The 12,479-nt window shown below is 48.4% G+C and carries 13 protein-coding genes; 2 read left to right on the top strand and 11 right to left on the bottom strand.

The genetic code is table 11. The features are described from left to right. Positions 1 to 128: 128 nt before the first annotated feature. Positions 129 to 608, bottom strand: a complete 480-nt coding sequence (ilvN, locus tag P40081_RS07520; protein WP_039301592.1) for an acetolactate synthase small subunit — start codon at positions 606 to 608, stop codon at positions 129 to 131. A 5-nt stretch (positions 609 to 613) separates the two neighbouring features. Beyond that, a complete protein-coding gene (gene ilvB, locus P40081_RS07515; protein WP_042134486.1) occupies positions 614 to 2,365 on the bottom strand; it encodes a biosynthetic-type acetolactate synthase large subunit in 1,752 nt (583 codons plus the stop codon). 621 nt (positions 2,366 to 2,986) lie between these two features. Here ilvB and P40081_RS07510 point away from each other — a divergent pair. Further along, complete coding sequence (locus P40081_RS07510; RefSeq protein WP_039301506.1) at positions 2,987 to 3,433, top strand: GNAT family N-acetyltransferase; 447 nt, start codon at positions 2,987 to 2,989, stop codon at positions 3,431 to 3,433. A gap of 22 nt (positions 3,434 to 3,455) precedes the next feature. On the opposite strand, the gene P40081_RS07505 is transcribed toward P40081_RS07510, so the two are convergent. The 5 genes from P40081_RS07505 to P40081_RS07485 form a co-directional block, all read right to left on the bottom strand. Beyond that, positions 3,456 to 3,809, bottom strand: a complete 354-nt coding sequence (locus P40081_RS07505; RefSeq protein WP_042134485.1) for a hypothetical protein — start codon at positions 3,807 to 3,809, stop codon at positions 3,456 to 3,458. A gap of 175 nt (positions 3,810 to 3,984) precedes the next feature. Continuing rightward, positions 3,985 to 4,935 (bottom strand): ABC transporter permease, encoded by a 951-nt coding sequence (locus P40081_RS07500; RefSeq protein ID WP_042134484.1) that lies wholly within the window; start codon positions 4,933 to 4,935, stop codon positions 3,985 to 3,987. Beyond that, entirely contained in the window at positions 4,936 to 6,012 is a 1,077-nt protein-coding gene (locus P40081_RS07495) for an ABC transporter permease (RefSeq protein ID WP_039301514.1), read from the bottom strand. After that, the gene (locus P40081_RS07490; RefSeq protein WP_042134483.1) at positions 6,005 to 7,543 is read right to left on the bottom strand and encodes an ABC transporter ATP-binding protein; all 1,539 of its coding nucleotides are present in this window, start codon (positions 7,541 to 7,543) and stop codon (positions 6,005 to 6,007) included. Before P40081_RS07490 ends, P40081_RS07495 begins: the two co-directional genes overlap by 8 nt. A gap of 178 nt (positions 7,544 to 7,721) precedes the next feature. Continuing rightward, positions 7,722 to 8,801 carry a BMP family lipoprotein gene (locus P40081_RS07485; protein WP_042134482.1) on the bottom strand — a complete coding sequence of 360 codons (1,080 nt, stop codon included), beginning with the start codon at positions 8,799 to 8,801 and terminating at the stop codon, positions 7,722 to 7,724. Positions 8,802 to 9,106: 305 nt separating this feature from the next. Here P40081_RS07485 and P40081_RS07480 point away from each other — a divergent pair, with 305 nt between their 5' ends. After that, on the top strand, positions 9,107 to 9,649 hold the full coding sequence (locus P40081_RS07480) for an acyl-CoA thioesterase (protein WP_039301523.1): 543 nt from the start codon (positions 9,107 to 9,109) through the stop codon (positions 9,647 to 9,649). Between the two features lie 118 nt (positions 9,650 to 9,767). Here the strand turns inward: P40081_RS07480 and rplT are convergent, their stop codons facing one another. The 4 genes from rplT to P40081_RS07460 form a co-directional block, all read right to left on the bottom strand. Then, the gene (gene rplT / locus P40081_RS07475; RefSeq protein WP_036649386.1) at positions 9,768 to 10,127 is read right to left on the bottom strand and encodes a 50S ribosomal protein L20; all 360 of its coding nucleotides are present in this window, start codon (positions 10,125 to 10,127) and stop codon (positions 9,768 to 9,770) included. A 31-nt stretch (positions 10,128 to 10,158) separates the two neighbouring features. Further along, a complete protein-coding gene (gene rpmI, locus P40081_RS07470; protein WP_036696104.1) occupies positions 10,159 to 10,359 on the bottom strand; it encodes a 50S ribosomal protein L35 in 201 nt (66 codons plus the stop codon). A 57-nt stretch (positions 10,360 to 10,416) separates the two neighbouring features. Further along, a complete protein-coding gene (gene infC, locus P40081_RS07465; protein ID WP_039301536.1) occupies positions 10,417 to 10,914 on the bottom strand; it encodes a translation initiation factor IF-3 in 498 nt (165 codons plus the stop codon). Positions 10,915 to 11,201: 287 nt separating this feature from the next. Continuing rightward, entirely contained in the window at positions 11,202 to 12,440 is a 1,239-nt protein-coding gene (locus P40081_RS07460; protein WP_042134481.1) for a glycosyltransferase family 2 protein, read from the bottom strand. Positions 12,441 to 12,479 lie beyond the last annotated feature (39 nt).

Below are 12,479 nucleotides of genomic sequence, written 5' to 3'. Positions count from 1 at the left end.
CGCGGTGTTTCCTTACCTATGCATTGCCGTGCTCCTCAAGCCCCCGCTCTTTCGCGGGAAAGCCTAACCATATCTTAATAAATTAATGCAAGCAAGCAGTAATTCGTTAAAGCTGTAAATTGTGACGATCACGCATTACCGCGGATCATCGCCGTTACACCTGTTCGTGACAGTTCCTTAATGCCATAAGGCTTCAGCAGCTCAATCATAGCATCAATTTTCTGGGTCTCTCCAACCACCTGTACTAGTAAGCTTGTTGTTCCGATATCCACTACCGAGGCCCGGAAGGTTTCGACAACACCCATAATCTCAGGCCGTTCAGCCGGATCAGCCTTGACCTTAATCAACGCCAGCTCACGGGCAACCATGGGCTTGGAGCCAAGATCAATAACCTTGATGACATCGATCAGCTTGTAGAGCTGCTTCTCAATCTGCTCAAGCGTATGCTGGTCTCCAAGAGTAACGATAACCATCCGGGACAGCCCAATCTCTTCAGACTGGCCTACAGTTATACTCTCAATATTGAACCCCCGGCGGCCGAACAGTCCGGATACCCGCTGCAGCACACCTGGCTGGTCATTTACAAGCACGGAAATCGTATGTCTCATCACCGCTATTCATCCCCCATCAGCATTTGATCAATGGTTGACCCTTGGGTTACCATCGGGTAGACATTCTCGTCTTTAGGGACAACGAATTCTACCAGGACGGGTCCAGGTGTTTCCAGGGCTTCTTTCCACGCAGCTCCGGCTTCCTCTTTATTCGTAGCCCGCAGACCCTTAACTCCGTAAGCTTCAGCCAATTTCACAAAATCCGGACTGCCGGCAAGATCGGTATAGCTGTAACGCTTCTCATAGATGAGATTCTGCCATTGCCGGACCATTCCCAGTACCTGATTGTTGATTACAACGATTTTGACCGGAATCTTATTAATCGCACAAATCGCAAGTTCCTGTGAACACATCTGCATGCCGCCGTCACCATTAATGGAGACTACCAGCCGCTCCGGATGTGCCATTTGCGCTCCGATTGCCGCAGGGAAGCCGAAGCCCATTGTACCAAGACCACCTGAAGTAATCCATGCGCGCGGGTGATTGAATTTGTAATATTGTGCAGCCCACATCTGGTGCTGTCCTACGTCAGTAGTAACAATTGCCTCGCCTTTAGTGGTGTCATTAATCATTTGAATTACCCATTGCGGTTTCAGCTCTGACTCTGAATCTTTATAACGCAGCGGCTGATCCAGCTTCCACTGGGCGATTTGCGTTCTCCAGGCATCCGCATTCGCGGCCCGCTTAACATCAGGATTCAGCATTTCCAGCACGGTTTTGACATCGCCAACGATTGGAATATCAGGCGATACATTCTTGCCGATCTCCGCCGGATCGATGTCGATATGAACAATCTTGGCTTTGGGAGCGAAACCATCCAGCTTACCGGTTACACGGTCATCAAACCGGGCACCAATATTAATTAGCAGATCGCATTGTTGAATCGCATTGTTCGCTGTATAGGTACCGTGCATGCCCGGCATTCCCATCCACAGATCCTCCGCACTCGGATAACAGCCCAGACCCAGCAGTGTTGTAGTAATAGGAATTTCTGTACGCTTCACGAATTCATACATCGCTTCATGCGCTCCGGAGTAAATGACCCCGCCGCCTGCAATAATGATCGGACGCTCTGCAGCAGCAATGGCCTTCACCAGCTTATCAAGCTGAAGCTTGTTAGGCACAGTGCGCGGGTTGTAGCCGCGAAGGTTAACGCCTTGCTGCTGAACCGGCGTGAACAATGTCTTAGCAGCAGATACATCCTTCGGAATATCAATCAGTACCGGACCCTTGCGCCCCGTATTCGCGATATGGAAGGCCTCATGAATAATTCGCGGCAGGTCTTCAACATCCCGTACCAGATAGCTGTGCTTCGTAATCGGCATCGTTATGCCGGTAATATCCGCTTCCTGAAAAGCATCTGTGCCGATCAGGCTGGAGAATACGTTCCCGGTGATTACCACCAGCGGAACAGAGTCCATGAATGCAGTAGCAATTCCTGTTACCAGATTAGTTGCCCCCGGGCCTGAAGTGGCGATACATACGCCTGCTTTGCCGCTCGCTCTGGCATATCCGTCAGCTGCATGAATCGCTCCCTGCTCATGGCGTGTCAGAATATGTTTGAAATCATCGAATCCATAAAGAGCATCATAGATATAGAGTACAGCCCCGCCCGGATATCCGAATACAGTATCCACACCTTCCAGTACTAGACTGCGCAGCAGGACTTCGGAACCTGTAATCACCTCAGGATTTTTCCATTTCTCACGTAACTGCTCTATAGACCGCACTTCTTCCGGTAATTGCGCGCTCATCAGTATTCCTCCCTTCGATTGTTCACATTCATTATTCAAATGACAGGACGTCTTTTATACAACATTTAATATTGACGAACAGGCTGTAAATCCTCCCTATTCAACAAAAAAACCTCTCGCCTCCCACGCGCAGAATAAGCGCGTGAGGGACGAAAGGTTTAGCTTCCGTGGTACCACCCATGTTTGCATTACATCTCACGATGAAATGCCTTATCAGGATACAAAAATCCATCGATGTAGGCAGGGCCCAAATCTCTGTAACCTGAAGTCCCTAACGCGGACCAAACGATTCCCCCTAATAATTCCACCGCTCTTGCTGATGGACCTTTCAGGGAAACAGCTCCGAGGTGAGCTCGTATATAAGGGATTTTGGTGGAGGTTGCAGCAGTTCCTCTCACTCTCTGAACAAAAGAGCCCTTAAAACTTCGTCCTCTTCATCGCCGATACATGTATGTTCGTTAAAATGTTTAGACACATTATATGATTTCCTCACACGGTAAGTCAATACCCATCTTGCGGATATATATTAAATTCTTCACAAAATGTTGTTCTACCCTTACCGGAACGCCCACACCAGGCAGGGCATATGATGTACGACAATGCGTGGAAAGGGGGCATTTTATGATTCGTTACCGCAGACCCAAGCAGGATGACACCGTCATTTTTGACTTGATTGAAAAGCAGCTTGTCCCGCTATCCCATCTTCCACAGACGATTATCAATCAGGTCAGAAAAGATCTGCCCCGCCGTCTGGGGCAAGGCGTTACTCTCGTGGCTTGTCCTGACTATGAGAGTGATCCGCTGGGGTTCGTACACTTTATGCTGCATGGAGATTTGTTATATATCGATATGCTCGCCATTGCGCCTAATGCAAGGCGTAGGCGTTACGGGAATATGCTGATGGATAGAGCGGAGCGGTTTGCACTATCACGCGCATGCCGGCGGGCCAAGGTCTCTGTGGATACCGGGAATACAGCCGGCCTTGCCTTTTATGAAAAACTGGGCTACAGCGTAGCCCGTTATCAACCGCAAAACTACTGTTATGAGCTTGAAAAACAGTTCATCTGATGAACTCAGGCCGTTCTACAGCTTAAAAGAATCCAATAGGTGGAACACCATAAGCGGGACCTGGACCATAACCGCCGTAAGGACCTGGAACAGGCCCTGGGCCATAGCCATAACCGCCTCCATAAGGGGCACCGCCATAGCCATAGCCTCCACCGCCATAGCCATATGGAGCCGTACCTATAGCCAGCAAATCAAACAATACAAGCGGAATCAATGCTTTGGTTTGTACTTTTTTACCACTGATACGCTGTAGAACAAGACGGTTGCCCGAAACACGGAGTAACTTGCCCATCACCTTGGAGCCGTCTTTTTTTACTGCAACGATATTTTTACCCACCAGCTTCATGACTTGTTTTTTCGTAACCGGCTGTGCCATAATATCCCTCCTAATGAGTTTCTTAAGCAGTCTATTCGCCTCGGCCGGTATTTGCCTGTACATCTGTCCTGCCCGAATCATGAAGGAGCAGCATCACCGCTAACAAAAAAACGCATTTCCGGATAACCGGAAATGCGCTCTGCAACGAAAAAGAATTAAACAGGAGATACCGACCCTAGCGTTTGCCCGGATCGTATGGTTCCCCCAAAGCCTTAGGTGCCGAAGAACGTCCGACTGCACTGACCAGGACGATGATGGTTAGTACATAAGGAATCATGAAAATGAATTCCTGCGGGATACTCTTGGACCATTCAAACAATTGCACATAGTTACGGATGGCCTGGGACAGACCGAAGAATACGGCTGCTCCGAAAGCACCGAGCGGATTCCATTTACCGAAGATCATCGCCGCAATGGCAATGAAGCCTTGTCCGGAGATGGTATTGTGTGCAAACGTACCGGTAGTTGTCAAAGTAATCGTAGCTCCGCCGATACCAGCCAGCAGGCCGCTAAGCATTACACCAATATATCTCATCTTGTTTACATTTACACCAAGTGTATCTGCTGCACTCGGATGTTCACCGACTGCACGCAGACGGAGTCCAAACGGAGTTTTGAACAGGACGAAATAAATAACAACTACCAATATAATCGCTAAGTAGGTCGTTGGATAGGAATTAAAAATCCCTTCTCCGATCACTGGTATCTTGGAAAGTCCGGGAATGGCTACTTTGCTAAAACCGTCGATCAGCGGAGTTTCACCGGATCCGTCGAAGATTAGCTTAACCATGTACAGTGTACTGCCTGCGGCAAGGAAGTTGATGACCGTACCACTTATCGTCTGATCGGCCTTGAAGGTTATCGAAGCCACCGCATGAATCAGTGAACCAATCACACCCACAGCCATGGCACTAAGCACACCAACCCATGGCGCCCATTCACCCATTCCTGCTTCCTGAGCATAGTACCCGCCTACTGCTGCAGCAAATGCACCAAACATCATCAAGCCTTCAAGTCCGATGTTGACGACACCGGATCGTTCAGAGAAGATGCCGCCAAGGGCGGCAAATATAAGCGCCGTGGAAAAAACAAGCGTTGTATTGAGCAGTTGGCCTAAGACTTCCATCTATAACACCTTCTCTTTCTTGCGCTTGAAGTAAAACGGTTTGAGCACCCAGCGTACAATGCCTTGCGCAGCAATGAAGAAAATAATTGAACCGATGACAATTCGGATCAACTCCGGAGGTACATCAGCACCAAAGCTCATCCCTGCAGAACCATACGTAAGCGTACCGTATAGAATAGCAGCGAGAATGACGCCGAGCGGATGAGTCAGCCCGAGCAGAGCCACAGCGATACCATCGAATCCATAACCAGGTGATGCCGCGAATACCGATTGATAATGGAACACACCCAGTACCTCACCAGCTCCCGCCAATCCGGCGAACACACCACTGATGAACATCGCTTTGATCACATTGCGTCCTACATTCATACCTGCATATTCTGCAGCATGCGGGTTTAAACCTACCGCACGCATTTCGTAACCTTGCTTGGTTTTCCACAAATAGACGTAGAAGAATGTAGCTGCTGCAAGGGCAATAACCGTTCCCCAGTGCAGACGGGCATTGTCGAATGTGGAGAACAGGAAGGTCATCGACAGCGATGCCGGGTTATCTTCCGAACGGTTCTGTCCCTGTAAGAGCAGGAAGGTCCGGACAATATAGTTCGACAGGAAGAGCGCAATCCAGTTCAACATGATCGTAGTAATAACTTCGTTGATTCCGCGTTTGGCCTTCAGGTAACCGGCAATCCCCGCCCAAAGTCCGCCGCATACACCCGCTGCAATCACCGCAAGAGGTACAAGCAGGAATGCAGGCAATACGCCGCCAAGCTTGATGCCGACTACTGAGGCAGCCGTCATGCCGATCATCACCTGGCCATCCGCGCCAATGTTGAACATCCCTGAACGGAAAGCAAAGGCTACCGCGAGACCTGTGAACATTAGCGGAGTCATCTCGCGCACAGCTTCACCGAAATCGTATGGACTGCCGAATACACGTTTGAATAACGCTGAGTAGGCTGCAACCGGATCGTATCCGCCAATCAGCATAACGATAGCGCCGACCAGGAAACCCAACAGAATCGCAATAAGCGGAATAATGTAGGTGTCTGTAGCGAATATTTTTTTGATTCTAGACATCCGCGTGGCCTCCCCGCTTCAAGCTGCCCGCCATCATCAGACCCAGTTCCTGGTCATTCGTATCCTGCGGGAATACTTCTCCGACAATCTGCCCTTCATAAATAACGGCAATTCTGTCGGATACATTCATAATTTCGTCCAGTTCAAAAGAGATCAGCAATACGGCTTTGCCCTGGTCACGCTGGGCAATCAGCTGCTTCTGAACAAATTCAATGGCTCCGACATCAAGGCCGCGTGTAGGCTGTGCTGCAATCAGGAGCGTCGGATTTTTGTCTATTTCCCGCGCAATAATCGCTTTCTGTTGATTACCGCCGGATAATGACCGGGCTTTGTTCTCAATTGAAGGCGTACGCACATCGAATTGCTTCACCAGATCTTCTGCATGCTTGTTGATAACAACCTTATTCAAGAATCCGTTCTGATTGTACGGGCTCTTATAATACGTTTCCAGCACCATATTCTCACTTACAGTGAAATCAAGTACCAGTCCATGCTTGTGCCGGTCTTCCGGGATATGGGAGACATTCATTTCAGACACCTTACGCGGAGAGAGGTTGGTAATTTCCTTGCCCGAAACTGTAATTGAACCGGAATCGATCTTGCGCAAACCGGTAATCGCCTGAATAAGCTCACTTTGTCCGTTGCCGTCGACGCCTGCAATCCCCAGAATCTCGCCCGCTTTCACTTCAAAGCTGAGGCCATTCAGCACAGGGACCCCATCCTTGCTTTTACTTCTGACATCAGACAGCTTCAGGATGCCTTCACCAATATGTGCCGGCTGCTTGTCTACTTTGAAGGTAACACCGCGTCCGACCATTTTTTCGGCCAGCTCGTTCGGATTCGTGCCGGAGGTCTTAACGGTATCAATTACCTTGCCCCGCCGGATAATGGTTACACGGTCGGAAATCTGCATAATTTCTTTCAGCTTATGGGTAATAAGTATAATGGACTTGCCTTCGGCAACGAGCCGCTTCATAATCGCCATCAGTTCAGTAATTTCCTGGGGCGTAAGTACAGCGGTAGGCTCGTCGAATATAAGTATATCCGCTCCGCGGTACAGGGTTTTCATAATCTCTACCCGTTGCTGCATGCCTACCGAAATGTCATGAATTTTGGCATTTGGATTGACTTGAAGACCGTACTGCTCCGATAGCTTACGAACCTGCTCCGCAGCGGATTTATAGTCGATTTTAAGACCTTTTTTCGGTTCCATGCCAAGAACAATGTTCTCGGTTACCGTAAAAGGCTCTACTAGCTTGAAATGTTGGTGAACCATACCAATGCCAAGCTCAATAGCCTTATTGGGGTTATCGATAATAACCGGTTTCCCGTCGATTTCGATGCTGCCTTCATCGGGCTGGTACAGTCCGAATACGATATTCATCAAGGTTGATTTGCCTGCCCCATTCTCACCAAGCAGTGCATGTATCTCGCCTTTTTCCAGCGTCAGACTGATAGAGTCATTCGCGACAATACCGGGAAAGCGTTTTGTGATTTGCTTCAACTCTACGACAGGAGCCGCAGCACTCATGGTATCACCCTCATCACAGAATATATAATACTGCCTTATAGACACGGCTGTACCGCCCTATGCAGGACGGTACCGCTGTGTATACCTATAACAAATGTTGTAACAGAGAACAAGGCCAGCTCAAGTAACCGGCCTTGTTTCTTGATATGGTTAAATCCAGTAAAGGTGATGCAAAGAATTACTCGGAAGGAACAGTGATTGTTCCATCGATGATTTGTTTGCTGTACTCGTCAACTTTAGCCAGGATTTCTGCAGAAACGTTAGCCTTGGATGTTTCAGGAAGGCCTACGCCGTTGTCTTTCAGACTAAGAACAGTTGTAGTGCCGCCTTTGAATGTTCCGTCAACCACTTGTTGGGAAACCTTCTTAACCGCTTCATCAACACGTTTGATCATGGAAGTCAAAGTTACGTCGTCGCCAAATTCCAGGGATTGGTCTTTGTCTACGCCGATAACCCATACTTTAGTACCGCCAGCTTTGTTGCGGGATTTAGCTTCATTGAATACGCCGTTACCTGTAGCGCCGGCAGCCGGGAAGATGATGTCATTGCCTGCATCATACAGGGTTGCAGCCAGGGATTTACCAGTATCTGGCTTGTCATAAGCACCTGCATAAGTAATCTTCACTTCTGCCTTAGGGTTTACAGCTTCTACGCCGGCTTTGAAGCCAACTTCGAAACGTTTGATAACCGGGCTTTCCATACCGCCGATGAAGCCTACTTTGTTAGTTTTGGTTGTCAGACCTGCAACAACACCTACCAGGAAGGATCCTTCGTTCTCAGCAAACGTAACAGATTCAACGTTAGGAGCTTCTACTACGCTGTCAATGATTGCCAGGTTAGCAGTCGGGTTCTCATTAGCAACCTTCAATACTGCATCGCCAAGGTCAAAACCGATACCCCAAGTCAGATCATAGCCGCCTTTAACGAATTGGTTAAGGTTTGGCTCATAGTCTGCATTGGATTTACTTTGCAGGTATTTGATTTCAGCGCCAGATTCTGTTTCCAGAGCCTGCAGGGCTTCCCAAGCGGATTGGTTAAAGGATTTGTCATTAACGCCGCCCACGTCAGTTACGAGACCGAGTTTGACAGCCTTAGGAGCCTCAGTTGCTGCTGGTGCTTCTGTTGCTGCTGCATCTGTGGTTGGTGCAGTAGTTGCTGCTCCAGCATTGGTGTTTGCGTTGTTATTGTTTCCGCATCCTGCCAAAATAACAGTGAATGCCATAACCATAACTAAAGATAGTTGGTAAAACTTCTTCATCGAATGTGATCCCCCTTAGAAAATTGGATGTCTTCTGTGTTCTGCTTGGACATACCATTAGAACAAATTATACCTGCAAAAAAAGCTAAAATCCAGTCTATTAATGACCTCAGGTCAATAATAATTTGCATTTTTCAACAAGAAACCGCTTACCATGACATGGCATGTAACCGCTATGTATGGTAGGTGTCAGGAAACCTCGAAATTCATCTTGTGATACCCGCGCATTAACGTTATTATTGCACAGTGATGGCTTTTCTATTATCATGAATGTTTACATATTGTTCGCAAAGGGAGTTACTGAAATGGATCAAGAAAACAAACCTCAAGTTGTACCGGCCTCTAAATACTGCCACGAATCCCGCGTATTCAAAACCGGCCGTGTCTTCCCGAATGATGTTAACAACCACAAAACATTGTTCGGCGGCAAACTGATGAGCACAATTGATGAAGTTGCCTCTATCTCGGCCATGCGCCACTGCCGTACGAATGTGGTAACCGCCTCCGCTGATTCTGTAGACTTCCTTCTACCGATCAGGCCAACTGATTCTGTCTGCTTCGAATCCTTCGTCTCCTGGACGGGACGCACCAGCATCGAGGTATTCGTCAAAATCATCTCGGAGAACCTCTATACAGGTGAACGTGCTGTTGCGGCTACATCGTTCCTTACCTTCGTTGCAGTCCATGAAGATGGCACTCCATCCCCTGTTCCGGCCATCATTGCCGAGACTGAGGAAGAGAAGCTGATCTGCCAATCGGCCAACGAGCGTTCGGAGCTGCGCAAGATCAGACGCGCCAGCAGCAAGAAGCTGGCTTCACAGCTTAGCACAACAAAGTACTGGGAATAGCACTCTCCGGAATTCTGTTCCTTCAATATAGCAGGGAGCAGCAGCTCAGCCTTACGGCACAAAAAAGCACCGTCACGCGGGACATCCCGCAGGCGGTGCTTTTCGGTTTATATCATTCTTACGCGTTGATCTTCTCTTTGGCAACTACAGCCAGGGAGTTGAATGCGTTCAGATCATTCACTGCCAGATCAGCCAGCATCTTACGGTTCACTTCTACGCCAGCCAATTTCAGGCCGTATACAAGCTTGCTATAGGAAAGACCGTTCAAACGCGCTGCAGCGTTGATACGAACGATCCACAGTCTGCGGAAGTTACGTTTAGTCTGACGACGGTCACGGTAAGCATAAACCATCGATTTCATTACTTGCTCTTTAGCTGTTTTGAAAATGCGGTGCTTGGAACCGAAGTAACCTTTTGCCAGTTTCAATACTTTTTTATGTCTACGACGAACTACAAATCCGCCTTTAACTCTTGCCATATTAATAAACCTCCCAAAAATGTGTAATTAACTATTTCAAGTTAGCAAGTCCTTGTTTCAAACGTCTTACATCCCCAGGGGCCATTACTGGATTGCCGTTCAATACGCGTTTTGCGCGTTTCGATTTGTGGGACAGCAAGTGGTTCTTGTGAGCTTTGTAACGCAATACTTTACCAGTTCCAGTGATCTTAAAGCGGCCTTTCAGGCTGCTATGTGTTTTCATTTTAGGCATGGTGTTTCCTCCTTGAATATTATGCGGCGCCAAATTGCTGTGCAAGTGACTCCAGGATTATTGGGCTTTAGGAGCCAAAATCATAATCATGCTGCGGCCTTCCAGCTTAGGCTGGCGCTCAACAACAGAAATATCTTCCACTTCGTTCTTCACACGCTCCAGGATCTTCTGGCCGATACTCGCATGGGTAATCTCACGTCCGCGGAAACGAACGGAGCACTTCACTTTATCGCCTTCGCCCAGGAACTTGATAACATTGCGGAACTTGGTCTGATAATCATGTTCTTCAATGTTAGCACGGAACCAGACTTCCTTGATATCCACGATCTTCTGGTTCTTGCGCGCTTCCTTCTCTTTCTTCTGCGTTTCATAACGGAACTTGCCGTAATCCATGATGCGGCATACCGGCGGTTTCGCCTGCGGTGCTACATTGACTAAATCAAGATTAAGATCGATCGCCATCTGCAACGCCTCGCGGATCGGTTTGATCCCGATTTGTTCACCTTCTGCTCCAACCAGCCGGACCTCTTTGGCCCGAATTTCATCATTGATCATATGTTCCTTACTGATAATACTCCACCTCCGGATCTTCTTGTAATGCGGTTCTCCATAAAAAAGGGATGCCGGTAACTCCCCGACACCCCGTTTGATCAACGTTCATGAATTATAACCATTCATAAAGCATTGAGATCAAAACCAGCCGGCAATTTAGCCGTTCAGGTGAGAAGCCGGTGCTTCTGCTTGCAATCCCTATGTTTTGCATACTTGAATACTATACAACACTGAGCGAACGGTGTCAATATCTTCCCCAAAAAATACTTAGATAACAATCAGGCATTATACTACACTTGCTTGCTCTGCACTTCCTCAAGCCGCACCACACGCGTGTGCTTGGTATGGCTCCATTGCTTGTTGTTCTGCGTGAAGAACGCGTAGAACGTAATGGGGTACCACGAGAGCAGATAAACCGGGAAGGCCAGGAGGTACAGATATACCTTCTTGAACTTCACCTTCTCCAGCGCCATGGCCAGCAGGAAGGTCAGAATATTGGCGCCAATGGCAAAGTAGCTCAGCCAGAGCGGCAAATGACCGTAAATATTAGCAATGTGCGGACCATCGAACATGGAGTTGTCGATCCACATTACCGCCGTCATCAGGAACGTCAGCAGCACAATGTAGACGTTCGCTCCATAGAGCGCCAAGTCAAACTTCGTCAGGCTGCGTTCTTTGATGCTCTGCCACAGCAAAGGGAAGAAATAACGGCGGGCGACTGTGAAATGCCCCTGCATCCACCGCAGACGCTGTCTGGAGGAAGCCTTGAACGTAAGCGGCTTCTCATCGAAGACTTTGGCATCATAGTTGAATCTTGGATACACACCCTTAGAAGCGCTGCGCATGGTGAATTCCAAATCCTCCACCAGACTTGTGGCCCCCCAGCCCATCTCTTTGAGCAGGTTCGTCTCGAAGCACATGCCTGTTCCGCCGAGGAAGTTGGCCATATTCAGATTATGGCGCGACAGCTGCCAGAGCCGGTTGATGTACCAGTAGGATACGCCGTAAGCAGCGGTAATCCATGAATCCTCCGGATTCTTGGTATCGATATAACCTTGAATTACACGGCCGCCTGAGCATAGATCATTATTCATTTCGGTCAGGAATTCGGTATGCGCGAGGTTGTCGGCATCAAACATCACGACAGCATCATACTGGCGGGGCAGCGCCCACAGCTCCTTGAGCATCCACTCGATAGCATAACCTTTTCCGCGAAGATTCGTGTTGGTACGTACACAGGCATTCATGCCGTGCTCCCGTACGATGGCTGCTGTATTATCCGTACAGTTATCGCAGATGACAAATACATCGTACAGTTCCTGGGGATAATTAAGCTGCTTCAGATTTTCCATTAACGCGCCGACTACTTCTTCCTCGTTGTGCGCGGCAACCAGTACGGCAAATGACTTTTGCGGCGCATACTTAACCTTGTTCTTTTTCTTGTGCAGCCCAAACAGTGAGAATGCAAACTGATAAACTGCAATTGCCGCCAAGATCACTTGGAGCGTAACAAACAATGCGTCTGTCATGATCTTTTGATGCCCCCTTTTCCAAGTCTAGATGTTCTC

The organism is Paenibacillus sp. FSL P4-0081 (assembly GCF_000758565.1).
Classification (GTDB): domain Bacteria; phylum Bacillota; class Bacilli; order Paenibacillales; family Paenibacillaceae; genus Paenibacillus_AQ; species Paenibacillus_AQ phytohabitans.
Note: the sequence above shows the minus strand (reverse complement) of the source record. Positions and strands in the feature narration are given on the sequence as shown.